Source organism: Achromobacter sp. GD03932 (assembly GCF_029839485.1).
Lineage (GTDB): Bacteria > Pseudomonadota > Gammaproteobacteria > Burkholderiales > Burkholderiaceae_B > Achromobacter > Achromobacter bronchisepticus_A.
In genome coordinates, this window is record NZ_JAOCAT010000014.1 from 1 (window position 1) to 26,463 (window position 26,463).

The window sequence follows — 26,463 nt, forward strand, 5'->3', positions numbered from 1 at the left end:
AGCTGGATCACCGTGCGCACGATGGTGCGGTCGCGGGCATCGTCCGCGAGTCCCGCCACGAAGGACCGGTCGATCTTGAGCGTGGTGATCGGGCAGCACTTCAGGTGCCGCAGGCACGAATAGCCGGTGCCGAAGTCGTCGGCGGCAAAGCGCACGCCGACGGCGCGCAGGGCGTCGAACAGGGCGAACAGCGCCGGATCGCCGAACGCGGCCGTTTCGGTCAGCTCGATCTCCAGCCGGTCGCCGGGCAACTGCGCCTCGGCCAGCATCTGCCGCAGGCCGGTGTCGAAGTCTGCTCTCACCTGACTGGCGGCCACGTTGACCGCCAGGCGGAATGACCCAGGGACGTCCGCTTGCCAGTCACGCATCTGCCGGCAGGCTTCGCGCAATACCCAATCGCCGATCTGCGGCATCAGCTCGGCAGTTTCGGCCAGCGGCAGGAAATGCTCCGGGGCCAGCAGACCGAGGTCGGGGTGCGCCCAGCGCAACAGCGCCTCCGCGCCGATGAGCGCGCCGCTGCCCACCGCGACGATCGGCTGGTAGTGAAGGACCAGCTCCTGCCGTTCGGCCGCCCGCGCCAATTGCGCGGCGGTCGGTTCGTCAGATGGGGGCACGATCATGACCGGCTCTGGAAGGCCCGCAGCGCACGAGTCAGGGCCAACAGGAACAGAACTGCCAGGGCGAGCGCCGCGATCCCCCAATGCTCGCTGAGGAACGCGCCGGCGGTCGTGCCTGCCAGGACGGCGGCCAGGATCGGCAAGTGGCACGGGCAGGTCAGCGCGGCCAGCACACCCCAGGCGTAAGCCCGCCAGCCCGGCGCTTGATCGTCATCCATAACGGCACTCCACATTGGCATCCGCCATGCCGGCAAGCTGCCGGTCGAGGGACTCCAGCCGCTCGCGCCGTGCCGCAAGCCACGTGCGCAAGCGGGCCAGGCACTCGGCGGCATCGCCGTCCGCATCCAGGGCATGGCACAGCCGGGCCAACTCATCGAGGCCGATCCCGGCCTCGAACAGCGCCCGCATCAAGCGCAGCCGCGCGAGTGCCTGCTCGTCGTAGAGGCCATAGCCGCCCGGCGTGCGCCGCGCTGGATGCACCAGCCCGCGCAGCACGTAGTCGCGCACGACATGGACGCTGACACCGGCCGCCCCGGCGAGCCTGGAGATGGTGTAATCGTCCATCGCTTCCTCCTTTCCGCTACCCCGCGCAGCAGGACAAAGCCTTCACATCCTTTCTGAAGGTTTGCGCCGCCAGTTTTAGTCCTTCGACCATCGTGAGATACGGGAACAACTGGTCGGCCAGCTCCTCCACCGTCATCCGGGCACGGATCGCCAGCGCCGCCGCCTGGATCAGTTCGCCCGCCTCCGGTGCGACGGCCTGCACGCCGATCAGCCGACGCGTGCCTTCCTCGATCACCAGTTTGATGAAGCCGCGGGTATCGAAGTTGGCGAGCGCGCGCGGCACGTTATCGAGCGCGAGCGTGCGGCTGTCGGTCTCGATCCCCTTGAGGTGGGCCTCGGCTTCGGACAGCCCGACGGTGGCGACCTGCGGGTCGGTGAAGACCACGGCCGGCATCGCGGTCAGGTCGAGCGCCGCTTTGCCGCCGGTCATGTTGACGGCGGCGCGCGTGCCACCTGCCGCCGCGACGTAGACGAACTGCGGCTGGTCGGTGCAGTCGCCGGCGGCGTAGATGTCCGGCGCGCTCGTGCGCAGGCCGTCATCGACGACGATGGCGCCTTGCGGGGTCATCGTCACGCCGGCGGCTTCGAGATTCAGGCTGCGCGTGTTCGGGCTGCGGCCGGTGGCGATCAGCAACTTGTCGGCACGCAGCTCGCCTTGGGCGGTCGTGAGCACGAATTCACCGTCCTGATAAGCCACCTGACTCGCCTGGGTATGCTCCAGCACGGCTATCCCTTCGGCGCGGAAGGCATCGGTCACAGCCGCGCCGATGGCCGGGTCCTCACGGAAGAACAGCGTGCTGCGCGCCAGGATCGTCACCCGGCTGCCCAGCCGGGCGAAAGCCTGCGCCAGTTCGACCGCCACCACCGATGAGCCGATAACGGCCAGCCGCTCGGGAAGGGTGTCGCTCGCCAGGGCTTCGGTCGAAGTCCAGTAGGGCGTGTCCTTCAGGCCGGGAATCGGCGGAATCGCCGGGCTCGCGCCTGTGGCAACCAGGCAGCGGTCGAAGGCGATTTCGCGCTCGCCGCCCTCAACCAGCCGCACGCCGAGGGTGCGACCATCCTTGAAGCGAGCTTCGCCATGCAAGACGGTGATGGACGGATTGCCGTCCAGGATGCTTTCGTACTTGGCGTGGCGCAATTCCTCGACGCGCGCCTGCTGCTGGGCCAGCAGCCGCTCGCGCAGGATGGCCGGCGTTGCCGCCGCGATGCCGTCATCGAACGGGCTCGCCGTGCGCAGATGGGCGATGTGGGCGGCACGGATCATGATCTTGGACGGGACGCAGCCGACATTCACGCAGGTGCCGCCGATGGTGCCGCGCTCGATCAGCGTGACGCGCGCGCCCTGTTCGACGGCCTTGAGCGCAGCGGCCATCGCCGCCCCGCCGCTGCCGATGACGGCGATGTGCAGCTTGTCATTGCCGTGACCGGCTTGGCTTCCGCCACCAACCCATTCGCGCACGCGGTCGAGCAGCCCGCCATGCGGCGGCGTATTCGGCGAATCAGCCAGCGCGGCCCGGTATCCGAGCCCGGCGACGGCGGCGAGCAGAGCGTTGGTCGGAGTCTCTGCGGTCATGGCCAGGTTTGCATTGCCATTGGCGTAAGACACCTCGGCCGAACGCACGCCGGGCACCTGCTCCAGCGCTTCCTTGACGTGGACTGCACACGATTCGCAGGTCATGCCGGTGATTTTCAGTTGGGTCATGTTTTGTCCCTCATGGGGTTGTCGCGTCAGCCGTGCTTCGCGGGCAGTTCGCAGCCATCCGGTCCGCAGCGGCGGTTGGCCGGTGACACCAGATCCCAGACCGACACCGCCAGCATCAGTCCGATGCCGCTGTAGGTGGCATAACTGCTCCAGCCGTACTGGAACCAGGGATAGAGTGATAGCAACAGGACTGTGGGCCCGAGCATGCCGAGCGCGCTGCGGTGCCATTGCCGGTGGCTGAACCAGCCCAGCGCGTTGATGACCAGCGCCAGCCAGGCGAAGGCCGGCAGCAGCGTATTGACGAACAGCCCTTCCCAACGGCTCAGAAAGCCCAGACCGATGGAGGCGCCCAGACTGGCGAGTGCCGGAAAGCACATCGCACAGCCCATGGCAGACACCAGCGCGCCGAGCGCGCCGGCCTTGTCGGCGATACGCATGATCGGATTCATGGCGACGCCCCTCCGCGCCTAGCGCTTCACGCTGGACGGATAGCCCGCGTTGGTGGTGGCCTCGGTCAGCTTTTGGACGGTGGTCTTGACGTCGTCGAAGGTCACGACCGCTTCGCGCTGGTCGAAACTGACATCGACCTGGCTGACGCCCTCGACCTTGGTGAGCGCCTTCTTGACCGTGATCGGGCAGGCGGCGCAGGTCATGCCAGGCACTGACAGCGTGACGGTCTGGACGGCGGCCCAGGCGGGCGTGGCAAGAGTGGCGGCCAGGGCCACGAGTGCGGCAAGTTTCTTCATGATGATCTCCTGTCAGTAGAACAGCGGAAGGACGTAGGGAAAGGCGAGCGCGACCACCACCAAGGCGGCCACGATCCAGAAAATGAGCTTGTAGGTCGTGCGAACCTGTGGAATCGCGCAGACCTCGCCCGGCTTACAAGCGTTGGCCGGCCGGAAGATGCGGCGCCAGGCGAAGAACAGCGCGATCAGCGCTGCGCCGATGAAGATCGGCCGGTACGGTTCCAGCACGGTGAGGTTGCCGATCCAGGCGCCGGAAAAGCCGAGCGCGACCAGCACCAGCGGGCCGAGGCAGCAGGTCGAGGCGAGGATGGCGGCTAGGCCACCGGCGGCCAAGGCACCACGCCCGGATTGCGGTTCCGACATGAGGTTTCTCCTTTCGAGGTTTCGCTTGATGCTGTAACGTTACTTCCGTAGTTAACTACGGAGTCAAGCGCGATGAGCACCGAACCGGATAGCCTGACCATCGGCGCCTTCGCCAAGGCGGCCGGGGTCAATGTCGAGACGATCCGCTTCTATCAGCTCAAGGGACTGCTGCCGACGCCGGACCGGCCTTACGGCAGCATCCGCCGCTACTGCAGCGCCGACGTTGCGCGGGTGAAGTTCGTGAAAGGGGCGCAGCGGCTGGGCTTCAGCCTGGACGAGATCGGGCAGCTTCTGAAACTGGAAGACGGGACCCATTGCAGCGAGGCGGCGGAACTGGCCGCGCAGCGGCTTGCCGACGTACGCGCCAAGCTGGCCGACCTGAGCCGGATCGAGGCAGCCTTGTCCAAGCTGGTCGGCGAGTGCCATGCGCACCAAGGCAATGTGTCCTGTCCGCTGATCGCCGCCCTGCATTGCTGATAGGTCATGGATTGGCCAGGGCATCAGGAAAGCGCCATGGACGTCAGATATCTCGGGCAATCGGCTTCTGAAAACGGCGGCCGCCGCCGAGTTCGATGAAAAGGAAGAGCCCCGACATGGGGGCTCGAATGGGTTGCGGGTTACTCGTCGTCGTAGAGCGTCAGCCCGTCCAGCACGGGCGCGTCGCCATCGAAGATCAGCAGGCGCACGTCGGCGAGCGCGGCCAGGTGGAGCACCTCGACGAGGGACTCCGGCATGCCTTTCCGGCGATGCTCTCGCCGCAACCGCTCGGCGGTGATGCCTTCGACCCGTTGCAGGTTCTCGTCCGTCCAGGGCGTGGCGATCAGCTTCACGCCGACCGCCGGGCTGTACGGAATGCGGAAGGCAACGAACAGGAAACGGGTCGGCGTGTCGATGTCGGCCAGGTTGGCCAGATAGCGACCGGCCTCCTCGGTGATGTGCGCCGAACTGATTTCCCAGGCACGGCCGTAGAAGCCGGTCTCGAAGCGCAGGCGGTGTACCACCTCGCGCGCGGCTTCCTCGGAGTAGGTATCGCCGACGTGCAGCGGTTTGCCGGCTTCTTCGGCCATGACGGCGTAGACGAGGTTTCGGGCGATACCGTGGCTGGGGCACTGCGCGTCCAGCTCGGGCGGCACGTTCTGGCCCTCGGTGATCAGCGCGAAGTCGTCGCAGAAGACGCAGGCATGGCGCTCGACCTGGCTGTCCGGCAGGTGCGACTGCGAGACGTGCAGCGGCAGATAGCTCAGCGGGCAGTCGTCGTCGTAGGAAATCGCCAGCAGCCGCTGCACGGACAGGCCATCGTAGCCGCGGACGAAGGGGTTTTTGGAATGAGACATGGGATTCCTCCAGCAGAGGATGGCCGAGGCAATCCCCTGCCGGGGATTGAACCCCAGCGAGTGGATGAAGTGGCAACCGGTCAGCCGGCCGCGGCGTCGGGCCGCCCTGGTGGCGGGCGGTGCAGGTCAGTGGAAGATGGTGATTCGGGACATGGCCGCTCCTGCGAAAGGAAGGAGGGACATGGCCCCGAACGGGGACGCATGTCCCTCGTGGGGTGGGATGAAAGGACGGTGGGTTGCCAGGCGCGGCTCACCAGCCGTTGTAGTGCAGCGTGAGGTCAGCGATGACCTGGCGCCGTTCCAGATCGAGGCCGCCGAAGTCGGACAGCCCCTCGAAGCCGCAACGCTTGAGCATCGCGCCGCCCTCGCGGGAGTTGTAGAAGCTCACCATCGCGGACAGGAACATGCGTTGACCGCTGCTCAGCACGCCCAGGGCGTCGTTGAGCATCAGCATGTTGGGCCGTAGGTCCCACTTGGTGGTGGCACGCTGCAGACCTTCGCGTGTGCCGTCGCCGAACCACTCGTGGCCGGCGATCTGCGCGCCGCGCTTCCAGGCCTCGAAGAAGGCCTGCGGTGCAGCGTCGAAGTGCGCCTGTTCCAGCGCCATCTGATCGAGCACGTCTTCGGGTAAAGACAGATTCATGAGAGAACTCCTCGAAGGGTGGGAATCAGGGGTGAGCGCGCTGTGTCCAGGCATGGGTACCCAGGGCGCGCTGTGCTGCGAGGTGGGTCGGGAAATACTCGACGGACTCCCGCGATACCGGGCCTTCGTCGTCTTGCGTGCCGATGTAGTGGCCGGCCGCGCTGCGCAGCACCTGTAGCGGCAAACGCTTGCCGGTCCAGGCCAGCGCCAGCGCACCACTGCGCACTGCGGTTGCAGAGGAAGATGCAGAAGGTTCAGACATGCCGTGCTCCTTGGTGGGTCGAGGAGCACGCATCCCGTAGAGGATGGAGTTCCCCTCGGGTGGTTGAGAAAAGTGCATCGTCGCCAGGCCGGCGAGCGTCCGCGGTGGGCGATGCGAAGCGGACTGGATCGGTCAACGCGGCGAACCGCGTTGCAGTCTTGAAGACCGGGACTGCCGGGGCATGCCGCTGACGACTGTCAGCAACGCATGGCGTGAGGATGGGCGCGAAGCATGGCTGCCGTCGCAGGGAAAACCGAATCGCGGACGGCCCGCTTTAGGACAGGCCCGCGTCACGTGACAAGGCAAGGACCAGGGCGCCGAAGGCCACGCGGGCCTTCGGCTGGAGAGGAAGGAAAACCACCTGTGGGCTGCGTCAGCGCGGGCCGTCGTCAAAGCCGTTCGCTGCGTCAGCAATCGCACCCGGCCCGTTTCGTGGCTGGGGCCGGAAACCTTTGGCACGCATACGCGCACAAAGGGAGCCCGTTGTTCCGCCGGCGGGCACCGGCACGGAATACCCTCGGCCCAAGGGGCCTCCTCACGGCTCGCGCGGCGGCAAGGCGTCAGGAAGCCCCTCATGACCGAGGCAAGGCACACCGATCAAGGGAATGGCGGCGGGCGCGATTCGTGGAGCATTGACCTTCTCGCCCCGTCGCCCGATGGCGGGCAGACGGGGCGCGCACACCGTTGCAGAAGGAGACGCGCGCTTTGGAGTCCCGCGCGGTGCGGGACGTTTGCCTCGCCGCCAGTGAAGTGGCCGGCGCGGCAGGGGGAAGCGAGGATCAGGACGCCTTGGAGGCAGCGCGCCGCTTGCGCGGTGCGCTGCGCCGGCCCGTCGGGGACTCGATCGGCAACGTGCCCTTGCAGTCCGGGTAGCGCGAGCAGGACCAGAACGCGCCGCTCTTGCCCGTGCGCTGCTGCATCGGTGCGCCGCACTGCGGGCAGGCCGGCGCCGGCGGCAGCTTGAGCGAGAGCGTTGCGCCGCGGTACTGTTGCACGAGCTGGCCGACCCACACGGACTGCTTCTCGATGAAGGTGTCCAGCGCCATCTGGCCGGCCTCGATCATGTCCAGCGCCTGCTCCCACACCGCCGTGGTGCCGGGGTCGGCGATGGCCGAGGGCACCGCGTCGATGAGCGTGAATGCCGCGTCGGAAGCGCGGACGGCGCGGCCTTTCTTGACCAGGTAGCCGCGACCGATCAGACCGTTGATGATGTTGGCGCGTGTCGCCTCGGTGCCGATGCCGGTGGTATCTCGCAGCTTCTGTTTCAGCCGCGGGTCGGTCACGAACTTGGCGACGGTCTTCATGGCCTTGATCAGCTCGCCCTGCGTGTAGGGCTTGGGCGGCAGCGTCTTCAGCGCCTTGAGATCCACCTTGCCGACCGGGCAGGACAAGCCCGCATGCAGGGCGGGCAGCACCTGGCTGCGCTGCGCATCCTCGCCATCGGCATCGTCCGGCCCCGGCGTCGCCAGCACCTCGCGCCAGCCGGTGACGGCGATCTGCTTGCCCACGGCCGCCAGCGACTGACTGCCGCACGAGAACTGCGCTACCGTCCGGTCGAACTCATGGTGCGGGAGGAACTGCGCGAGGTAATGAGCGCGGATCAGCCGGTAGACGGCCAGTTCCTTCTCGTTCATGGCCGACAGGTTGGCGGGCTCCAGCGTCGGGATGATGCCGTGGTGAGCCGACACCTTGCCGTCGTTCCATGCACGCGAACGCTGTTGGCGATCCAGGCGCTCGATCAGCGGCCGCAAGCTGGGGTCGGTCTTGACCAGGCTGTCGAGTACGGTCGGCACCTCGGCCAGCATGCTCTCGGGCAGGTAGCCCGAATCCGAGCGCGGATACGTTGTCGCCTTGTGCGTCTCGTACAGCGCCTGGGCAATGTCCAGCGTCTCCTGCACGTCCAGGCCCAACTGCTTGGAGCACACCTCCTGCAGCGTGCCCAGGTCGAACGGCAGCGGCGGCCCTTCGCGCACGCGCTCGGTTTCTACCGACAGCACCTGGGCGGAGTCGGCCGTCCGCAAGCGCTCGGCGGCCTGCTGCGCCACCGGCTGTTGCAGGCAGCGGCCCGCATCGTCGGCGCTGCCTTGCGGCGGCGTCCAGCTTGCGACGAAGGACTGGCCTGCATGCGAAAGCGCAACCTCGATGGCCCAGAACGGTACGCAGACGAATCGCGCGATCTCGCGATCACGATCGACGACCAACTTCAGCGTCGGCGTCTGCACGCGCCCCACCGACAGCACGCCGGTATAGCCGGCCTGGCGCCCCAGCAGTGTGAACAAGCGGCTCAGGTTCATCCCGATCAGCCAGTCGGCGCGCGACCGGGCGAGTGCGGAGAAATACAGCGGCAGCGTCTCGGCGGACGGCTTGAGCGCACCCAGCGCTTTGCGGATCGACGCATCGTTGAGCGCCGACAGCCACAGGCGCTGAATCGGCCCGCGGTAGCCGCATAGGTCGATGATCTCGCGGGCGATCATCTCGCCCTCGCGGTCGGCGTCGGTCGCAATCACCAGCTCGCCCGCCTTGGCGACGAGCTGCTGCACGACCTTGAATTGCGCTGCGGTCGCCGCCTTGGGCTCGACACGCCAACGCTCAGGAAGAATGGGCAGTTGCTCGATGGCCCAGCGCTTGTATTGCTCGCCGTAGCCTTCGGGCGGAACCGCCTCCACCAGATGACCGATGCACCAGGTCACGACGACACCCGCGCCGCTGTAGCAGCCGTTGCCGCGTTGACCGGCACCCAGCACACGGGCGATGTCCTTGCCCTGGGACGGCTTCTCGCACAGGAAAACGCGCATGAAGCCTCCTTGGAAATGTGCGGTTCATCGGATGGGCGTCAGCTTGGCGGGGCCAGGAGATGCCGGCAGCAAGGAAGTCGATTGATGCAGACACCGCTTTGTGATCGGCAGGCGGTTCGTTGCCGCAGCGGTGTGCATAGATCGTAGGAGCTGGCACAGCAAGAGCGTCGTTTCGGGAGGGCGGCTGGAACTCCGTGGACGACCTTGGAGCTATCCCCTGGGGATAGCTCGCTGGTGCATCGCGGGCGTATGACGGTTGCTACAGTCGCCCTCGGGGGAACGGCGATGGGCGAATTACTGTCCGCCGGCCGGCTTGGTGCTGAGCGCCACCGACTCGATGCGGTACGGCAGGATGCCCACGCGCCGCGCCTCGACCTTGAACGTCACGCGCTCGTTCTCGTCGGCGTCCTCCCATTCGTCGCGCACGGTGCGGCCCTCGACCAGCACCCGCATGCCTTTCTGGTATAGCGTCTTCCAGTGCTCGGCGTCGCGGTGCCACAGCTCCACGGGCGCCCAGAAGCCGCCGCGATCTTCGTACTCGCCGTCCTTCTTCGGGATCGGGTTGTCGAAGTAGACGTTCAGGCGAAGCAGCCGGCGTGGCTCGTCGTTGCCGTTCGGAAATTCGCGGTAGTCCGGCGCAGAACCGATGTTGCCCTCGCCGACGAAGTGCGTGCTCATGGAGACTCCTTGGTGGTGGGTGGAACGGACGCGGTATGCCCGTGGACGCGCCGCAGGTAAGCCGCTTCGGCCTGCGCGGCCTTGTTGGCGCATTCCAGGGCTTGGCGGGCGATGCTGTGGGTCAGGCTGATCTGCATGTTCAGCACGATGCGCTGCAGTTCGATCGCGTACAGCTCGTCGATCAGCGAGGCCGGCGTCGCGGGGTTGGCCAGCAGGGCCTCCCACAACGCCACGCCCATGGAGGAACGGTCGAGGTTGCGCCAGCGCAGGAAGGTCGTCCCTGCGCCAGTGGCCTGCTGGGCCAGTTGCACGTCGAGCAGACTGAATGGATAGGCGCGCGCCTGGGGCAGCACGCGCCGCTGCGCCAGGCCAATCACGTCGTCGCGCAGCGCTGCGCACTGGCTGGCCCAGGTCTCCAGACTCCCCTTACCCTTAAAAGGCTGTAAAAGGCCTTTTAGGTAGCCTGCGTGTTCCAGCCGCTGGAAGTCCGCCTGTTCCAGCGCCACGAAGCGCGTCGAGTGGCTGATAGGGGGCGATGCTGTCATGCGCCAGCACCCTCATCGCCCGCGGCACCATCGGCTGCGCCACCCGTGGGAGCCTGCGCATCGGGCACGATGGCAGGCGCAGCAGGCGGCGTGCCGGGCTTGTTCGACCGCCGCGCGATGGGTGGCGCGAAGCGCGAGCGGCGCGTGCCTTCCAGCACGTCCTGCGGCAACTCGCCGAACTTCTCCAGCGCCGCTCGCGCCGCCGCGTTCTTCGCCGCGAAGTCGTCGCGCGTCGTGCCCGAGTAGCGGTACTGCTGGGCCAGCGAGAACAGGCTGCGCAGCGCGTGCGCACCATCATTGAGCCAGCGCTCCAAGGTGCTGCGGTCGATCAGCGCCGTGTGGTGCGCCAGGATGAGCTTGCGTGCCAGGTCGTCGTAGTCGGCCAGCAGATACACCGCCATGAAACCGAGCTGGGCGTTCACGAACAGCGGCAGCTTCACCGGCTGCACGTTCATGTTCTCGCCCAGGGACAGCGCCGCTGGCACGTCGGCCAAGGCCTGATCCACCTGTTCGCGCAGGGTCTGCAGACGGGTCTTGGTGTCGGCGAGCTTGTCCTCGATCCGCAACATCCACCAGTCCGAGTACGGGTCGTCCTGCTCGGCGCCGCGCTTCATCTTGTTCATGGCGCCGATGAAGCCGTTGAGACCGATGATGCCGGGGCGCCCCTCGGTCGGCGCACGGCCGTGCCAGATGCGCGAAGCGTGGTGCGTGTGCAGCGTCAGCGACATCGCGCTGCGCAGCGATCCGAGATTCAGTTGCAGGGGTTCTGTGCGTTCGTTGGCCATGAGAGCGACTCGCGGTGAAGGGGCGAGTCGCCAGCATCGGCATCGGCCGGAAGGCTGTCAGTCAACAAACCGCAGCCCATGCGCGCCCGGTTTGTTCTGCGCGGAAGGCTGTGTGTGCCGGCTATCCCCTGGGGATAGCTCGGCGGAGTCGTTCGCGACTCGCGCGGAGGTGAGACCGCGTCGCGGGGCTATGCCTCGCGAGGTCTGTACCAGGCGGCCCGTTGCCCCTCCACCTCACGGTAGCGAAGCTCGAACAGGCGGCACTCGTGCACCACCTGCCGCCAACTGCTGCAGCCGTACTTGGCTGGAAGCTGCTCGGGATGCCGGTCCGCGATCCAGCGGCCAGCGGCGGCGATCGGTGTCCAGCCCTCGACGGCCAACTGCGCGGCGGCCTCGCGTAGCGCACGAACGATGCCGGCGGCCGGCCAGTCCACCGTGCCGTCCGGCGCGATGCCATTGACCACCAGGTCGTGGAACACATCCGACTGGACGAATTCCGCTGCCAGGCGCCGCGCCTGATCCATGTGCTCGGCCCAGCCGCGCAACCGCTCGAAGTGGTGATCGATGCGCGTGTAGGCGGAACCGAGTTCGTCCTGTGCAGCGCGGCACCCGTCCACGGTCCATAGATCGTGCTGGTCGATGAAGTGGTGCACCAGTGTGTTGCGCAGCGATACCAGGTCTTTGAGGTCGGCCTGGGTCTTGGCGTAGTCCTGCGCAGACAGGCTCAGTTGCACGCGCGTGCGAAAGGAGATCACGTCGCCGGGAAGATCGTCGTCGCGTTCCTCGCCGCCATTTCCATCGGTGACGACATACGAACCAAACAGTTGTCCGATCAACGTGCCCAGGGTCTTGGTCGCGGCATCTTCAATCCGCGCTGCGCGAATGGCCTCCAGCGAATGCGCCGGGCCTGAAATCTCGTGGTGGGCCACGATGGCTTTCATGAGGCGCTCGTATTGTTGAAGGCGCAACAGGCATCTGCCCAGCAAGCGCTGAACGTCTCGCTGTAGTGGTTGCAGTGCGTTTGTGACGGGGAAAGTCGTCATATCCATCGTTGGCCGGGCTCGTGCGTGGCTGTCCTCGTTTGATTCACAGGCGACAGTTTCGCCTGTCGTTCGGCGGGCAGCAATCGAGCACGGCGGAAGGGTGTTTGTTCCAGCTATCCCCTGGGGATAGTCAACATCAGCGATCACGCAAGGCTTCTCGGAGCTGAGCCAGGTAGGCACGTGCCACCTCGGGGTCAGCCGCACGGGATGCTGGCGGTGACGAGGGCGCAGGTGACGGGGGCGCTGGCGGCGTCGATGCACTTTCTCCGGCCCAGGCCTTGAACTCCCCGCGGATCGCCTTCTGGATGATGCCAAACAGGTAGCCGGCCGGGTTGCGTACCGCGCTGTTGTGGCAGCGTGCCGCCCACTCGTCGAGAACGGCCTGCCTCTGCGCCTCGTCCACCTGCTGCAGCGCCACCAGCGCGCCGGCCTGCTGCTCGTCCTTCAAGCGCAGGAAACGCTCGGGCAGCCGCAGGTTCTGCAAGGCCCTCGCGCGCGGTACTGTACGTACTTCATTTATACGATCATTACGTACTGTACGGTCCTCCTTCGGAATCCGAAGAGAGCCGTCCGGCGCGGGTTTCGGCCCTGCTTCGGATTCCGAAGACGGGCGCGCGCCATTCCGAAGCAGGGCTTCCTGGCCTTCTTCGGATTCGTGGTCCGCACCCTCCTGTGGATAACCTGGCGTCGTCCAGCCATGCCGCGCCATGCGCTGCGCCAGCACCTGCAAGCGGGTCGGCAGCGTGCGGCCGCTGAGCAGCGGGTCTTCGGCAATCTCCTTGAGCGTGTTCATGCCCACCATCTGTACCGCCTTGGCGGCATGGGTCAGCGCCTGACTGACCAGGCCGAGGTAGTCGGCATCGAGCTGCATCGCCTCGAAGGGCGACAGCGGTTCGTCGTGCAGCACGTAGAGGTTGCCTTGGATACGGCCGGTCTTGGGATCGCGCCGCCGCCGCACCAGGCTGAGCCAGCGCGTCAGCCGCAGCAGCGTCAAGGCGCGCGCCACGGTCTCGTGCGAGGCTTGCGCCGCACAGGGCATGGACGCCAGATAGGGGCGGAGCTGGTCGTAGGTGGGAAAGGCGGTCACGCCGTCGTCGTTGAGCTGCAGGCGGAACACCTGCCAGGCGTTTCGCTCCAGCGGCGTCAGGCGTCGGTCGAGGAACAGCGCGCGCGGCACGCTCTCGTGCCGGTTGCCGCTGTAGAGAAAACCGTCCTGGTTCGGCGCCGTGCCCTGCGCCAGTTCCTTCGGCTCAAGGTGCCGCAGCGCCGCGTCGAACAACGCCGACAGCGCAACCGGGCCATCGCGCCGTGGTGCGCTGCCCGTGGTCATGGCTACACCAGCCCCTGGTCGATCCAGTTCCGTATCGCCGACCAGATCACCGACATGGGCAGGCTCAGCGCCTCGGCCAGGTCCATGGTCAACGCCAGCATCGCCATGTCGTCGGTCAGGGCGATATGGCGCTCGGCGACGCCGGCCTTCCAGCGCTCCCACAAGGTCACGTCCTGCGCCTCATCGAGCACCGGATGCCGGCCCTTGCGCTTGGGTAGCCCGAGGATGTCGCGGCGCAGCGCCACTTCCTGATGCGTGAGGCCGTAGAACTTGCTGACCATCTCCGTGCTCGCCCCCAGGCGCAGCATGCGGTCCACCGTGGCGATCTCCCGCTCCACGTCGTGCACCTGGCTCAGCAGCCGCTTCAACACCTCCCGGTTCACCGACACCGAACACCACGACACCGTGGCATTCACCAGCATGCTCACGAGTTCGGGGTGCTTCAGCGCATCCAGCTCCTCCTCGCCGAAGCCCATGGCCTTGCAGCGGCGCAACTGGCCGTTGCGCAGGTCATGCAGGGCCTGGGCGATCACGGCCTGGTTGAGCGGGTGCGGTGCCGACATACGGGAGCCTCCTGCGCTCAGGATTCCTGGCCCGCTTCGCCGGCTTGCAGGTCCAGCAGCCGGCGCGCCAGGCGCAGCAGACGGAACAGCTTCACCAGCGCAGCATCGCTCAGGCGTGTGGCCGAGCCGCCGTGGCCATGCAGCAGCGCCGCCAGCTCGTCGGCCAGCCGCGCGCGGTCCAATCCGTTCGCGGCGGGCGGCGCCGCACTCAGCGCATGCAGTAGGGTGAGCACCGCCCGCGCGAACGCCGGCAGCGCTTTCGCCTGGCCCACGGCCGGTGCCACGCAGACGAAGCCGATGCCGCCGTCGATGGCCTCGATGTGGTCGGCCACCGCCGCGTCCCCGGCGATCTCGCGCGCGAACTGCGCGATGTGCACGCGCAGGCGATCCGGCGCGTCCAGCCCCGGCTCGATGTACCAGACGTCCGAGATGGGATAGAGCCCGCCAGCCTGCACGGGGATCGCACGCAGCGCATCGGCCTCGAAGTCGGGCAGCTTGTCGCCGAGCTGGTCCGCGACCATCCGTTGGATGGACAGCAGGCGCTCGGTGGTCGGTGCCGGTGTCACGATGTGCCCTTGCAGACGCTCGTCGCGTTGCCCGTGCTGGTCCTCCGGCGCGTCGGGCGATGCAGGCGGTGTCGCTGCTGGCGCCGGAGGCGCGACCGGCGTGGTGTCGCGCGGCACGGACGAGGCGGGTGGCTGCCGAGGCGCGGAGACCGGCGAGGGAGGTGCAGCAGGCAAGACAGGCGCTGCCGGTGGCGTCGGCACCGCCGGTTCGCTGGTCAGGGCACGCTGGCGGCTTTCGCTGTCGTTGATCTCCAGCGCCAGGGTGTCGTAGTCCGCCTCCAGCAGCTCGGCCATCTGGCCCACCAGCTCGTCCTGCACCCGCTGCGGCGAGAAGTCGTCCGGCTGTGTGTCGAACTGCGTCAGCACGTCCTGAAACAAGGTGGCGAAGTCCACGGCCACGGTGCGGCCCAGCGCACGCCGCTCCCAGGTGCGCTCGCACGCCTTGCGCAGCACCGCGAGCCGGTCCACCTGATGCCGGCCCAATCCGCCGTACAGCAGCGTCGGGATCGCCGGCAGCAGATAGCGCACCGCATCGTTCATGCGGCTGATGTGTGACTGCGGCACCGGATAGCCGTCGGCAGTCAGCCGCCGCGCGAGTTCGCTCTGTGACAGCGCCTGGCCGCTTTCCTGCTCGTAGAACTCGCGCGCCTTCTCGATGCCCAAGGCCCGCTCGATGAAGGTCAGCCCGCCGCGCAGCTCGTTCTCGGCCAGATGCCCGGTCAGCGCCACGATTTCGCCGCGCGCCGGCCACGGGCGGAACAGGCACGCAATGCGGAAGAAGCGTTCCTCCTTGGTCTCGCTCCACAACTCGCGCAGGATCGCCAGCCGCGTGTTACCGCCGTTGCGAATGATGTAGTGCGCCTCGCCCGGCCTGCGCGTGATCGCGGGGGGCGCGTCCAGCCCGCGTTCGCGGATGGACGCCTTGATCTCCGCATAGGCCGGGTTCCGCGTCACGCGCGGGTCGTGGTCGTAGGGCCGCAACTGGTCCAGCGTCACCACCATCGGGGTGTCGGCGATGGGGTCGCTCAAGGTCGTGGCCGAAGGGCCGCTGCGCTCGAAGCCGGTGGCCAGCAGCTTGGCAGCCATGTCCTGCGGCGTCAGGTCAGCCACGGCCGTTCTCTTGCGCTTGCCGGTCGGCGCGGCGAAGCTGCGCGCGGGCATTGCGGTCGGCACGGTGGTCGCTCGCAGTCGAACTGGTGTAGATCGACGCGCAGCCTTGTTTCGTGAATTTCAGGTGCCCACCGGACGTGCGCACCACGCGCCAGCCTTCGCCCAGCGCGAACTCGATCAGCGCGCGCAGCCGTTCGCGGCCGCGCGCCAGTTCATGCGCGCTCGCCATGGCCGGCCCCTCCCGCATCGGCCCGACCGGTGACCAGCGCGAAGCGCTCCCGCCAAACGGGGAACAGCTCGCCGGCCAGCGTGCGCATGGTCTCCAGCGCCGCGGGCGCCGTGCGCCCCGCCGGCTGCCGGTACTCCACCCGATGCACTGGCAATCCTCGTGTCGCAGCGCGCGGATAGGCCTCGATGGCCGGCACGTCGGTGCCCAACACCTGCACGCCGGCCTGTTCCTGGAACACCTGTCGCAGCGCCTGCTGGACCAGCCGCGCGTTCGACGACACCGGATGCACACGGTTGATGAGCAGGCGCAGCGGCGGTGGCTCGATGCCCAGGTGCCGATACGGCGCGATGTCCTCGATCAGTTGCAGCGTGCCGCGCCGCAGCTCGCGCGCCGCGAGGATTTCCGGCGTCACCGGCGACAGCGCCAGGTCGGACGCCAGCACCGCCATCTCCAGCAGCACGCTGCGCGCGCCCTGGGTGTCGACCAGCAGCAAGTCATAGTGCGTGCGGAAGACGGGAAGCAGATGGCGCAGTCGCAGGCGCCCATCCGGTGCGTGCAGCAGCAGCGTGTTCAGCTCGCCGCGGTCGTCGTTGGAGAGCACCAGGTCCAGGCCCGCGATCGCGGTGCGCGACACCAGTTGCTCGATGCGCCGCTCGTTGAAGGCCAGCATCTCGTAGATGCCGCCGGGCGCGCGCAGGTCCAGCGTGAAGTAGCTCGACAGCGTGGGCTGCACGTCCAGGTCCAGCAGCAGCACGCGCAGCCCGGCGTCGGCGATGAAGCCGCCCAGGTTGGCCGCCGTCGTGGTCTTGCCCACGCCGCCCTTGGTCGAAATGATGGACACCACCTGCATGAGCTTCTCCTCGTCGAATGGCATGAACCGAGAAGAAGCGTCAGGCGCGTTCTTTGAGGCGATCAGCGATCCACTGTTCGATCTCCACCGAGTCCCAGCCCACCGCGCGCACGCCCAGGCGCAGCGCCTTGGGGAACTTGCCTTCCTTCATCAGGCTGTAGATGTGCGCGCGCTTGAAGCCGGTCTTGGCTTCGACCTCGGCGCGGCGCAGGATGCGGTGCTCGGTCGGTGCCGCCGTGGCGGTGGTCTGCGAAGACATGAGGGTCACTCCTTAACGCTCAGTGGCGCTGATTGGCGTGACTCGAATTAAGAACGCCGCGTTGAAGAAAGACACCGCAAATGCGGTTTCCGCGACCGCAGATACGGTCTGGCATCGCTCAGGAAGTTGTGCTCTGCAAATTGCGCCGAGCCAGTGCGAACTTGGCCTGCAGGGTGCGCTCGGTGATGCCCATCGCGTTGCCGTGGTGCGCCACCATCGCGCTGATGATGGCTTCCTGCGTCAGGAAGCTGGAATACGGCATGCCGCTGGGCGACTTGCCCAGCAGTAGCGTCAGTAGCCCGCCAACGATGTTCAGGTAGGTCGATTCGCTGCGCGGCCCAGGCGTGTTCGCACGCTCCGCGTCGACCGTGTAGGCGGCGTACGTCTTCAGCAGCGCCTCGTGCTCGGCGCGCAGCGTCTCGTGCACGCCCAAGTGTTCCGCCAGCCGCGCCTTGATCGCTTCCCGCTCGGCCAGCAATGCGCCCACTGTGTCCAGGCTGATCGCCGGGTGAAGTGCACGCTCGATCTCATCGAACAGAAACGCCGGTTTCTCGCCGGGGTAGTAGTGCGCCATCCAGGCTTTCAGGTCGACGTGCCGCACCGTCAGCGACCGGTCGTCCATCGCCAGGCCCTGCGTGTCCCGCACCAAACCCTCCTTGCCATACGGCATCTCGCCGTGAGCCAGCGCATCGAAGATTCTTTCGGTGTTCAACCTCAGCATCGGCCAGCGCGGAAACTCCGTTGCCTCCGGTAGAGGCCGCTGTCCCAAGGTCGCCAGGATGCGCCGCTCGAAGCGCAGCAATCCGCTCCAGCGGATTGCCGCCTCGATCGGGCGGTAGTAGGTCTTGGCACCATCGGCCAGGCTGCTCGACTTCGGCATATCGCGCGCCTCCATTCGTCATCGCACCGAGTCCACGCACACGCACCCGCCGTACAGGCGACGTGCGTGGCCGTCCAGAAATCTCCGGGCGAAACGAGCAAGTGGCGAAGCGGCGAAGACCGTGGCATCGACGATGCCGCCGGTTTCGTTGCGAGATGTGCGTCTTGCCGCGCATGGCGCCATCACTCACAATTCGCAAGCCGCGAAACATGCTGTCACCAGCGTCATTCGCGGGCACCATGCCTGACCCGGATAACCAGGCCAAAGTCTTTGCAGGGGAAAAGGCCCAGTAAAGCGCGATCAGCTCAACACGCCAGAGCCGATGCGCATACGGCAAGCACTGTTGCGCCGCGCGTCTTCGCTGTGACGCGCCATGATGGGCATGCGAGTCTCATCGCTGGATGCCAACCGCAAGCGCGAGCAACGCCTGAGTGCAGCGCCTCCGTGCACCGCGGCATGGAGTCCCGCTGTGGCAAAACAGGTCTGGCGCTTTGACCAAAATGGCATCGGCCAACCCGCCTGAAGCAGCCTCATGCGAGCCGTTGCGTATCCAACGGCATATGGCCGACACGCTGAGCACGGTCGATGAAGTGGCGCAGCGGCTCCGACATCGCGCCCTCGGGATGTAGCAGATAGGTCGTCAACGCCGCCGAATCTTCGTCCAGCGGCCGGACGATCACGTCCGCCTGCCGGCATGCCACCGCGTGGGCCGCGGTGGAAAATCCCACGCCATAGCCGGCCGCCACCAGGGCCAGCATCAACGAGTGGGTCGTCACGTACTCGGCCACGACCGGCGGTGTCTCCACCAGGCGCAACAGGCGCTCGCATTGCCGGCTGCACTCCTGACAAACCTGCGGGTGACACAGCACCAGCGGGTAGCCCACCACCTCGTCCAGCGGTACCCGCTTGTGCGCCAGCAAGGGGTGCCGCGCCGGTATGGCCACCACCAGTGGATCTTGCCACACCGGCCTGGCGACCACCCCGGCCTCCATCTCGCCGGCCATCGCAAAGGCCGCGTCGTACAGGTCGTTGCTCAGCCCGCCCACCACCTGCGACAGCGGCGCCTCGAACAGCCGGATGCCCACTTCCGGCGCCTCCTCGCGGCACAGCGCGAGCAGCGCCGACAGCCGGGTCCGCCCGACGCCGCCGGCCAAGGCGATGCGCAGGGTGCCTCGGTGTCCCGCCGCCACCGCCCGCGCCTTGGTCTGGGCTTGCTCAAGGGTCAGCAGCACGCGCCGGGCCTCCTCCAGGAACACCTGCCCGGCCGGGGTCAGGCGCACGCCGCGCGGCGTGCGCTCCAGCAGCGTCACGCCCAGGTCCGCCTCCAGTTGGCGGATCGTGCGCGACAGGGGCGACTGCTCCACATGCAGCCGCCGCGCCGCCCGGCCAAAGTGCAACTCCTCGGCCACGGCGATGAAACAGCGAAGATGGCGCAAGTTCATGTACTTCCCCCCAGAAAGTGGAGTCCATTCCTCTGGCCGCAGGGAACCGCATGAGTGCTTCCCGGTGGCGATGCCGGTCACAGAGGCCTTCCAGTTGCCGCCATCCGGCCTTCAGTCGCCGGCGAGGCGGCGAGTGTCCAGGCAAGGCCGGGTTATTCCATCGGTGTTGCCATATCACACAAAACCACGGACAATCAATAATAATTCTCATTAGCATCCGTGTCTGAATGGAGTGAAGCCGATCAAGCCCGACGTGGCGAACCTGTCCGTCACCACCCACGGCAGCGTGTCCTGGAACGACGAACGCATGGGCGACGAGCAGCTCGCGCAGCGGCTGCAGGCCTCCGCGCCGCGTCAACCGCAGCCCGAGGACTTCATCCGCGGCGACCGCCTGGTGGGCCCGCCAGCGCGTCGCCCAGGTGTTGGCGGCTACGCAGAAGTCCGGGTGTTGAAACTGAGCTTCGTGACCGACCCGGGCAGCGACCGGGGTGAGCCGAAAGACACCCTCATGAAACTGCATCGGCACGCCCGCCCTGACGCCGGCGTGTCGTCGTCGGCTGCACCGATCGCGAACTCCGACACGCGTGAGCGCCTGCGCGCGGTGCTCGGCACACCGGCTGATTTACCAGCCTTGCGGACGCAGCATCGTCTTCGCGGCCCTGGTTCGCAGGAACGCCTGCGTCATATTGCTTGGCCGCCCGCCCTGGCATGGCAGCAGCAAACATGGCCATCAGCATTCAGTGTCCGGCTGTGTGCGCCGGCCAGCTCCGCGCGTGTCGGCGACGGGCTCCCGACAGGCATGAGTGCTTCGACGCGATGCAATCGAAGGAGGTGCTGACGGGATGCGGATGTAGATGCTGGCGCCCGAGAGGTCGAACCAGAAGAAGACAAACAGGAGGTGGCCTTGGATTTCAGATTGCTGCGTTACTTCGTCGCAGTTGCGGAAGAACTGCATCTGGCCCGTGCAGCCGAGCGTCTGGGCATCGAGCAGTCGCCTGTGTCGCGTGCGATGCGCGACCTGGAAAGCCAGCTTGGCGTGCAGTTGTTCGACCGCAGCACACGCCTGACGCGGCTGACCTGGGCCGGCCAGGTGTTCCTCGGCGAATGCCGGCGCGTGATGGCCACCGTGGAGCAGGCAGTCAAGAGCGCCAAGGCGGCGGCACAGGGCTACCAGGGCCATCTGCGCATCGCCATCTGCGACAGCCTGGCGCAGCCCCGCATCGCCACCCTGCTGGCACGCAGCCGTGAGGAGGAGCCCGAGCTGGAGATTCGCGTCTTCGAGCTGCCGTTCGCGCAGCAGCTCAAGATGCTGCACGATGATCTGCTGGACATCGGCTTTGCGTTGTCAAACGCGGTGCATGATGGCCTCGTCGCCGAGCCGGTGTGGACCGACCCGCTGTCGGTGATCGTGCCCGCACGCCATCCCTTGCTGGCACACGTGCAGGTGCCGCTGCCCGAAGCCTTGAAGTTTCCGCTGGTTCTGTGCCATCCCGAATCGGGATCGGGCTGCCGCCATCAGATTCAAGCGCTGCTGCAGGACGCAGGCACGCCGCTCAAGCTGGTCGATGAAGTGACCAGCCTCGGCGTGATGTTGACCCTGGTCGGCGCCGGCTACGGCATCGGCTTCGCCATCGCCTCGCAGGTGCAGACGCTACAGCGCCCGGACATCTCCATTCGTCCCCTGGCCGGCACCCCACCGATGCTCTCTACCTACCTGCTGCGCCGCCGGGGCGAACCCTCGGAGCCCATGAGGCGGTTCATCGAGCGGGTGAAAGACGGGGCCGCGCCGGTCGATGATGAGCCAGTCCTTTGAGGACGCAGCTCACCTGTCCGTTGCGGCCTGTGGCGTGATGTGCCAGTGGACAGATAGACTTCGGAATGAAATCCGATGCTCTGGCTGTTGGTGGATGTGCTTGGCTCGCTTTGGATCACCCACAACGGCCTGCGTTGACCAGGCCGAAGACTTGAGTCCACAATCGAGTCCATTCCGTGACGCTTGGATCGGAAAAGACGTTCGTAATAAACGAGTTAGCGACCGGGTGCTGTTCCCATCACCCGCTCCAATTACGCTCCACATCCAACCCATTCTTTGGGCTGCAGCTCTTTTGGGCTGGGGCTTGCCGCATTTGCGGATCAAAGATGGTCCAGCGGTAATGCCGTGGTGTACTTGAGCTCCTCCATCGCAAAACTCGAACTGACGTCAAACAGTTCGGCGACTTGGATGAGCTTCTTGTAGACGAAATCGAACCCGGCGATATCGGGCACCACCACCTTGAGAAGGTAGTCGGTGTCGCCGGTCATTCGATAGAACTCCATGACTTCGGGCATATCCTTGACGCCGAGCGAAAATTTTTCCAGCCAATTCAGGTCATGGCGGTTCGTCTTTATCGACACGAACACAGTCACGCCCAGCCCCGCCTTGTTGTTGTCCAACAGGCAAACCTGGCGGCGAATAAGGCCGGATGCCTGCAGGTGCTGAATCCGCTTCCAGCACGCGGTCGGGGACAGGTGGACCCGTTCCGCGATTTCATTGTTCGAGAGGCGCGCATCAGTCTGAAGCAACGCGAGGATGCAGCGATCTTTCTTGTCCATGGCTCACTCAACTTACCCTCCCTTTTGCGCAGCGAACATACCTGTATGCCGTTGCCGCCGCGCGGTTCGGAGGCCAAACCTGAGGTCGATGTTATAGGCCGCTACACCCGGGGGCGATACAATTCATCGAGCCAAACCTACAAGAAATTTTATATTTGAGCCGGCGAGCCGGAGGCGCGATGCAAGAGGTGGACCTTACTCTCACGCAGACTTTTTTCCTTGTCGCACAGGAGGGCACGTATTCCGCCGCGGCGCGCCGGCTGAACATCACCTACCAGTCGGTGGCCAATCACATCCGGCGCCTCGAGCAGCGCGTCGGCGAGAAGCTGGTGGTGGCTGGGCGCGGTGCCAAGTCGATCAAGCTCACTCCGCGCGGCACCAGCCTTTACCGGCTGCTGGCGCCTGAATTCGACGTCATGCTGACGCGCCTGGGCAACCTGATCGACAAGGAACGGCCAGTCATCCGTATCGGGATGCCGCACGCGATCTTCTACTACCTGCTGCCGCCGGTGCTGACGAAGTTTCGGCGCATGTATCCCAACGTCGAGATCGTCGGCTACGAAAAGGACGTCTCGTTGCCGGAGCTGATCCGCAACGGCTCGCTGGATGTCTGTTTGAGCGAGCGCTATTTTGGCGACACCGTGATTCCGCAACGCGTTATCTGCCACTACCAGCCGGCGCTGGCGTTCCCGTCGAGCTGGCCCGCGCCAGCCGATGAGACGGCTGTTCCGGAGTGGGCGCTTGGACGGCCGCTGGTGACATATGAACCGGGCCAGATGCTTCGCAATATCGCACTGGACTATTTGTCGGTCGGCAACGAGCAGCCCAAGGTCGCGGTGTCTACCTCGACCAGCATGAGCGTCAAGCGTTGCGTCGATGAAGGCCTGGGTTTCGCATTGCTTCCCACGTGGTGCATCGACGAGTCGGATCGGCGCCTGAGCTGCATCGCGCTTCCCAACGCGCCGAGGATTCCCATCTATTTCGGCGAAGCCATGTTCCTGAAATCGAATCCATTCGTGCGTTCGCTTCACAAGCTTTGCCTGGAGATTTTTCCCTCCACCATCGAAGAGCGCGCGGGCCGGTGGAATTCCCTTAACGCAAGCAGGCCGAGACGTGCCAGCGCCGCTGCTCGAAGCTGAGGCCTTTCATCCCCGGGTCTGATCTGACCCGGCTTAGCCAGTCCGCCCCGGCCTGGCCAATTCGCCTTCGCCAGATTGTCAGGATTCGGTGGTGATTATTTTTCTCTTTTTGCCTCCGGAAGGGGTAAAAAATCGAAGAGTTTTCACCCACTCTCCTCATAGACTTGATCACGTCATCAGTGGTCATCGACTTCCCCTGGAAGCGCTGGCCGTGCATCCACGGAGATTGAAGTTCATGAGGCAAAGCACTCAACTCGTCAGCGCAGGCCGGCATCCGGAACGTTTTGGCGGCCTGGTGAATACCCCCATCTGCAGGGCATCGACGATACTCGCGGGCAGCATGGCGGAATGGGAAGGCATGAAGCGCGCCCGCGCCGCGCAAGAGCCGGGCGCCACCACCTATGGCCGCTATGGAACCGCCACCACCCACGCGTTCGAGGAGGCCATGGCCACCCTGGAAGGCGGACACCGCTCCTTGGTCTTTCCCTCGGGCCTGGCGGCCATCGCCACGACGCTCACCGCATTGCTCATGGCCGGCGACCATATCCTGGTTTCGTATAGCGCCTATTCCCCGACCCGTTCCTTCCTCGATCGCGTGCTCAGCCGCTTCGGGGTTGAGGTACAGGTCTACGACCCTGCTTGCGGCAAGCGCATCGAATCGCTCATGCAGCCCAATACGCGCGTCGTATTTGTCGAATCTCCGGGTTCCGAAACGCTTGAAATCCAGGATATTCCCGCCATCGCGGCGGCCGCGCACGCGCACGGCGCCTTTGTTGTCATGGACAACACCTGGGCCACGCCATTGTTCTTCAAGGCTTTTGAGCATGGCGTCGATGTGTCCATTCACGCCGCGACGAAGTACATCGTGGGTCATTCAGATGCCATGCTGGGCGTGGTGACCTGCAACCAAGCCACCTGGCCCAAGGTCAGGGAGACGACGCAGGAAATGGGCCAGACGGCCAGCCCCGACGATATCTTCCTGGCATTGCGGGGGCTGCGCACCATGGACGTGCGGCTGCAGAAGCATATGGCGTCGGGAATCCGCGTGGCCCAGTGGCTGGAACAACAAGCCGAGGTCGAGGCCGTGGTGCATCCAGCGCTGCCGTCCCACCCGGGCCACGCCATCTGGAAGCGCGATTTTAAGGGCGCAAGCGGCCTCTTCACGGTAGTCCTGCGTGCGAGCGACGACGAATCAGTCGCCGCCTTTGTCGATGCCTTGCATCATTTCGGAATCGGCGTGTCCTGGGGCGGATATGAAAGCCTGGCCATACCGTTCACTCCGGGAAAGCACCACGGCGATCGCTGGCCTCACAAGGGCAAGGCAGTACGCATGCATGTGGGGCTGGAAGACCCGGAAGATCTGATCGCCGACTTGAAGCAAGGTTTGGCTGCGATGGTTGCCTGCCAGGATGCGCAGCAGCACGATACTCAGAAAGAAGTCGCCCGCTCGGTTTGAGCTTCCACCGTTTTTGACTCGTCCATTACTGGAGATATACATGAGCAAGATGAAGATCACCGGGTCCTTCGTGGCCCTGATTACGCCCTTCAACAAGGATGGCAGTCCCGATTACGAAGCCTTCCGCGAACTGCTGAAGTTCCAGGAAGACAACGGCACCAGCGCCGTGCTCATCATGGGGTCCACGGGCGAGGTTTCCATGCTGTCGCAAAAAGAGCGCCAGGACATCATCGTGGAAACGGCGAAGATGAAGACCGGCAAGATGAAGCTCTTCTATGGCTGCACCGGCAATAACACCGAGGCCACCATGGATTACCTGCGCTTTGCGCGGGCCAACGGCGCCGATGGCGCCATTCTGGCTGCGCCTGCCTACATCTGCGCCTCCGAAGCGGATATCGAAAGCTATTTCCTCGAGATAGCCGACGCCACCGATCTGCCGCTGGGCATCTACAACAATCCTCCACGGGTCAAGAGCGATCTGCACTGGGATCAGCTGCTGCGCATCTTCAAGCACCCGAACTACGTGGTCCACAAGGAATCCACCACGCGCGTGGGCCAGGTGGCGCAAGTACTATACGGCGCGCCCGACGTAGCCGTGATGTGCTGCGATTCGCCCAATCTGGGCCTGGTCGTGCCGACCATGAGCCTGGGTGGCCATGGCACGGCCAACATGACCGGCAATATCGCGCCGGCAGAGTTGACGGAAATTTCCCAGCCCTGGACCTCGCCCGAGGTCAGCTTCAGCTTCCGCGAATCCTATCTGCGCAATCTGCAATTGCTGCACTACTCGTACTCGGCCATCAACCCCGTTGCCATCAAATCGCTGATGAAGGCCGTGGGCCTGCCGGCAGGCGAACTGCGCAAGCCGCTGCGCGCGCTGGAAGGAGAGCCTCTGCTCAAGGGCCTGCGCGCGGTCAAGGCGCTGGGGCTGGACAAGAAGTACGGCTGGAATTCGCTGCAACTGAAGGCCGCCTGATCCCTTGCAGGATGGGGCCGGAAAGAACGCGCGTCGAGAGATTGTCCGCCTTGCGGCTTCCTGCTGACTGAATTCCTTTCCGGCCATTTCATGTCATGGATTGGGCTGCGCCTTTGCAATAGGAAACGCTATGGATTTGGGAATTCGAGGCCGCCATGCGCTGGTTTTCGGCGGCAGCAAGGGAATGGGCCGCGCCTGCGCCCATCAGTTGGCAAGCGAAGGCGTCAACGTGACCATCGCGGCGCGCACGGAAAGCACGCTGGCCCAGGCCGCTGAGGAAATCACGGCGGCCACGGGAACCCGGGTCCGATACGCAGTTGCCAACATCACCACGGGTGAAGGGCGGGAGGCGGCGCTTGCGGCGTGTCCCGCGCCCGATATTCTGGTCAATAACGCAGACGGCGCGCCACCCGGTGACTTTCGCCAGTGGACTCAGTCCGACTGGCACGCGGCCCTTGACTCCATGGCGCTTGGGCCGATCGACATGATCCGGCGTGTCGTCGACGGCATGATGGAACGCCGCTTCGGCCGCATTGTGAATATCGTTTCACGCAGCGTCAAAACCCCGCAGCTTGAGCTCGGCCTTTCGAATGGCGCGCGCTCCTGCCTGGTGGGTTTTGTTGCGGGCCTGGCCCGCCAGACGGTGCGGCACAACGTCACCATCAACAACCTGCTTCCGGGCGTTTTCGCCACCGATGCGCAGCGGCATCACATAGAAGGAATGCTGGAGCCAGGCGGCAAGAGTTTTGAACAACTGTGGACGGAGCGCGGATCCAACAATCCTGCTGGCCGCTACGGCGAGCCCGAGGAATTGGGCGCGCTTTGCGCATATGTCTGCGCTGCCCAATCCGGCTATATATGCGGCCAGAATATCTTAATAGACGGCGCAGCCTATCCAGGAACCTACTGATTCGCCTACGATCATCCCCGCTTTCCACGCCGGCCTTCTTTCATGTATTGCGGAGCCGAAGAGGGGGGCGGTACTCGTTGCCCA

31 protein-coding genes are annotated in these 26,463 nt (G+C 65.7%); 7 read left to right on the plus strand and 24 right to left on the minus strand.

Annotated elements, in window-relative coordinates; all coding sequences use genetic code 11:
- The 7 genes from N5C88_RS14545 to merT form a co-directional block, all read right to left on the minus strand.
- A partial coding sequence (locus N5C88_RS14545; protein ID WP_280015593.1) for an EAL domain-containing protein occupies positions 1 to 620 on the minus strand: 620 nt, incomplete at its 3' end.
- Positions 617 to 835, minus strand: a complete 219-nt coding sequence (gene merE, locus N5C88_RS14550; RefSeq protein ID WP_230433949.1) for a broad-spectrum mercury transporter MerE — start codon at positions 833 to 835, stop codon at positions 617 to 619. The genes N5C88_RS14545 and merE, both read right to left, overlap by 4 nt.
- Positions 828 to 1,181 carry a mercuric resistance transcriptional repressor MerD gene (gene merD / locus N5C88_RS14555; protein ID WP_088446864.1) on the minus strand — a complete coding sequence of 118 codons (354 nt, stop codon included), beginning with the start codon at positions 1,179 to 1,181 and terminating at the stop codon, positions 828 to 830. The genes merE and merD overlap by 8 nt, the downstream gene beginning before the upstream one ends.
- 16 nt (positions 1,182 to 1,197) lie before the next feature.
- Positions 1,198 to 2,883, minus strand: a complete 1,686-nt coding sequence (gene merA, locus N5C88_RS14560) for a mercury(II) reductase (protein WP_088446865.1) — start codon at positions 2,881 to 2,883, stop codon at positions 1,198 to 1,200.
- Positions 2,884 to 2,909: 26 nt separating this feature from the next.
- Positions 2,910 to 3,332, minus strand: coding sequence for an organomercurial transporter MerC (merC, locus tag N5C88_RS14565; protein WP_088446866.1), 423 nt, complete (start codon positions 3,330 to 3,332; stop codon positions 2,910 to 2,912).
- An 18-nt stretch (positions 3,333 to 3,350) separates the two neighbouring features.
- Positions 3,351 to 3,629 (minus strand): mercury resistance system periplasmic binding protein MerP, encoded by a 279-nt coding sequence (gene merP / locus N5C88_RS14570; protein WP_088446867.1) that lies wholly within the window; start codon positions 3,627 to 3,629, stop codon positions 3,351 to 3,353.
- Between the two features lie 12 nt (positions 3,630 to 3,641).
- Positions 3,642 to 3,992, minus strand: coding sequence for a mercuric ion transporter MerT (gene merT, locus N5C88_RS14575; RefSeq protein WP_043105729.1), 351 nt, complete (start codon positions 3,990 to 3,992; stop codon positions 3,642 to 3,644).
- Between the two features lie 72 nt (positions 3,993 to 4,064).
- Here merT and merR point away from each other — a divergent pair, with 72 nt between their 5' ends.
- Positions 4,065 to 4,469 (plus strand): Hg(II)-responsive transcriptional regulator, encoded by a 405-nt coding sequence (gene merR / locus N5C88_RS14580; RefSeq protein WP_043105730.1) that lies wholly within the window; start codon positions 4,065 to 4,067, stop codon positions 4,467 to 4,469.
- Between the two features lie 140 nt (positions 4,470 to 4,609).
- Here the strand turns inward: merR and N5C88_RS14585 are convergent, their stop codons facing one another.
- The 16 genes from N5C88_RS14585 to N5C88_RS14660 all read right to left on the minus strand — a co-directional run bounded on the left by N5C88_RS14585 (position 4,610) and on the right by N5C88_RS14660 (position 19,306).
- Positions 4,610 to 5,326 (minus strand): ABC transporter substrate-binding protein, encoded by a 717-nt coding sequence (locus N5C88_RS14585; RefSeq protein ID WP_088446868.1) that lies wholly within the window; start codon positions 5,324 to 5,326, stop codon positions 4,610 to 4,612.
- A gap of 250 nt (positions 5,327 to 5,576) precedes the next feature.
- Positions 5,577 to 5,969: a hypothetical protein gene (locus tag N5C88_RS14590; protein ID WP_003141051.1), complete on the minus strand. Its 393-nt coding sequence runs from the start codon at positions 5,967 to 5,969 to the stop codon at positions 5,577 to 5,579.
- Between the two features lie 25 nt (positions 5,970 to 5,994).
- Positions 5,995 to 6,231: a hypothetical protein gene (locus N5C88_RS14595; RefSeq protein WP_031755004.1), complete on the minus strand. Its 237-nt coding sequence runs from the start codon at positions 6,229 to 6,231 to the stop codon at positions 5,995 to 5,997.
- A 779-nt stretch (positions 6,232 to 7,010) separates the two neighbouring features.
- Entirely contained in the window at positions 7,011 to 9,026 is a 2,016-nt protein-coding gene (locus N5C88_RS14600) for a DNA topoisomerase III (protein ID WP_031755005.1), read from the minus strand.
- Positions 9,027 to 9,320: 294 nt separating this feature from the next.
- Complete coding sequence (locus tag N5C88_RS14605; RefSeq protein ID WP_003141056.1) at positions 9,321 to 9,704, minus strand: single-stranded DNA-binding protein; 384 nt, start codon at positions 9,702 to 9,704, stop codon at positions 9,321 to 9,323.
- The gene (locus N5C88_RS14610) at positions 9,701 to 10,249 is read right to left on the minus strand and encodes a DUF3158 family protein (protein ID WP_004362273.1); all 549 of its coding nucleotides are present in this window, start codon (positions 10,247 to 10,249) and stop codon (positions 9,701 to 9,703) included. The genes N5C88_RS14605 and N5C88_RS14610 overlap by 4 nt, the downstream gene beginning before the upstream one ends.
- On the minus strand, positions 10,246 to 11,034 hold the full coding sequence (locus N5C88_RS14615) for a PFL_4669 family integrating conjugative element protein (RefSeq protein ID WP_023434593.1): 789 nt from the start codon (positions 11,032 to 11,034) through the stop codon (positions 10,246 to 10,248). The genes N5C88_RS14610 and N5C88_RS14615 overlap by 4 nt, the downstream gene beginning before the upstream one ends.
- Before the next feature lie 188 nt (positions 11,035 to 11,222).
- Entirely contained in the window at positions 11,223 to 11,975 is a 753-nt protein-coding gene (locus N5C88_RS14620) for an OST-HTH/LOTUS domain-containing protein (RefSeq protein WP_031285324.1), read from the minus strand.
- A gap of 238 nt (positions 11,976 to 12,213) precedes the next feature.
- Complete coding sequence (locus N5C88_RS14625; RefSeq protein ID WP_023434595.1) at positions 12,214 to 13,407, minus strand: STY4528 family pathogenicity island replication protein; 1,194 nt, start codon at positions 13,405 to 13,407, stop codon at positions 12,214 to 12,216.
- Positions 13,408 to 13,409: 2 nt separating this feature from the next.
- Positions 13,410 to 13,970: a DUF2857 domain-containing protein gene (locus N5C88_RS14630; protein ID WP_023434596.1), complete on the minus strand. Its 561-nt coding sequence runs from the start codon at positions 13,968 to 13,970 to the stop codon at positions 13,410 to 13,412.
- A 17-nt stretch (positions 13,971 to 13,987) separates the two neighbouring features.
- The gene (locus N5C88_RS14635; RefSeq protein WP_088448475.1) at positions 13,988 to 15,646 is read right to left on the minus strand and encodes a ParB family protein; all 1,659 of its coding nucleotides are present in this window, start codon (positions 15,644 to 15,646) and stop codon (positions 13,988 to 13,990) included.
- A complete protein-coding gene (locus tag N5C88_RS14640) occupies positions 15,639 to 15,875 on the minus strand; it encodes a hypothetical protein (RefSeq protein WP_012584779.1) in 237 nt (78 codons plus the stop codon). Before N5C88_RS14640 ends, N5C88_RS14635 begins: the two co-directional genes overlap by 8 nt.
- A complete protein-coding gene (locus N5C88_RS14645; RefSeq protein WP_088446871.1) occupies positions 15,859 to 16,725 on the minus strand; it encodes a ParA family protein in 867 nt (288 codons plus the stop codon). The genes N5C88_RS14640 and N5C88_RS14645 overlap by 17 nt, the downstream gene beginning before the upstream one ends.
- Before the next feature lie 40 nt (positions 16,726 to 16,765).
- Positions 16,766 to 16,984: an AlpA family transcriptional regulator gene (locus N5C88_RS14650; RefSeq protein WP_016446183.1), complete on the minus strand. Its 219-nt coding sequence runs from the start codon at positions 16,982 to 16,984 to the stop codon at positions 16,766 to 16,768.
- A 118-nt stretch (positions 16,985 to 17,102) separates the two neighbouring features.
- A complete protein-coding gene (locus N5C88_RS14655) occupies positions 17,103 to 17,864 on the minus strand; it encodes an ATP-binding protein (RefSeq protein ID WP_161611527.1) in 762 nt (253 codons plus the stop codon).
- Between the two features lie 530 nt (positions 17,865 to 18,394).
- Positions 18,395 to 19,306: a LysR family transcriptional regulator gene (locus tag N5C88_RS14660; RefSeq protein ID WP_161611526.1), complete on the minus strand. Its 912-nt coding sequence runs from the start codon at positions 19,304 to 19,306 to the stop codon at positions 18,395 to 18,397.
- A 232-nt stretch (positions 19,307 to 19,538) separates the two neighbouring features.
- Here N5C88_RS14660 and N5C88_RS14665 point away from each other — a divergent pair, with 232 nt between their 5' ends.
- Both N5C88_RS14665 and N5C88_RS14670 read left to right on the plus strand, forming a co-directional pair.
- The gene (locus N5C88_RS14665; protein ID WP_088446874.1) at positions 19,539 to 20,144 is read left to right on the plus strand and encodes a hypothetical protein; all 606 of its coding nucleotides are present in this window, start codon (positions 19,539 to 19,541) and stop codon (positions 20,142 to 20,144) included.
- A 66-nt stretch (positions 20,145 to 20,210) separates the two neighbouring features.
- Positions 20,211 to 21,119: a LysR family transcriptional regulator gene (locus N5C88_RS14670; RefSeq protein ID WP_011829921.1), complete on the plus strand. Its 909-nt coding sequence runs from the start codon at positions 20,211 to 20,213 to the stop codon at positions 21,117 to 21,119.
- A 320-nt stretch (positions 21,120 to 21,439) separates the two neighbouring features.
- Here N5C88_RS14670 and N5C88_RS14675 read toward each other — a convergent pair whose 3' ends face one another.
- Positions 21,440 to 21,898 carry an Lrp/AsnC family transcriptional regulator gene (locus N5C88_RS14675; RefSeq protein ID WP_054459352.1) on the minus strand — a complete coding sequence of 153 codons (459 nt, stop codon included), beginning with the start codon at positions 21,896 to 21,898 and terminating at the stop codon, positions 21,440 to 21,442.
- 179 nt (positions 21,899 to 22,077) lie between these two features.
- On the opposite strand from N5C88_RS14675, the gene N5C88_RS14680 reads away from it, so the two are divergent.
- From N5C88_RS14680 to N5C88_RS14695, 4 genes are all read left to right on the plus strand, one after another.
- Complete coding sequence (locus N5C88_RS14680) at positions 22,078 to 23,037, plus strand: LysR family transcriptional regulator (protein WP_280015594.1); 960 nt, start codon at positions 22,078 to 22,080, stop codon at positions 23,035 to 23,037.
- 235 nt (positions 23,038 to 23,272) lie between these two features.
- Complete coding sequence (gene metC / locus N5C88_RS14685; protein WP_280015595.1) at positions 23,273 to 24,493, plus strand: cystathionine beta-lyase; 1,221 nt, start codon at positions 23,273 to 23,275, stop codon at positions 24,491 to 24,493.
- A 40-nt stretch (positions 24,494 to 24,533) separates the two neighbouring features.
- Positions 24,534 to 25,469: a 4-hydroxy-tetrahydrodipicolinate synthase gene (locus N5C88_RS14690; protein ID WP_280015596.1), complete on the plus strand. Its 936-nt coding sequence runs from the start codon at positions 24,534 to 24,536 to the stop codon at positions 25,467 to 25,469.
- Positions 25,470 to 25,599: 130 nt separating this feature from the next.
- The gene (locus tag N5C88_RS14695; RefSeq protein ID WP_280015597.1) at positions 25,600 to 26,379 is read left to right on the plus strand and encodes an SDR family NAD(P)-dependent oxidoreductase; all 780 of its coding nucleotides are present in this window, start codon (positions 25,600 to 25,602) and stop codon (positions 26,377 to 26,379) included.
- The last annotated feature ends 84 nt before the right edge of the window (positions 26,380 to 26,463 follow it).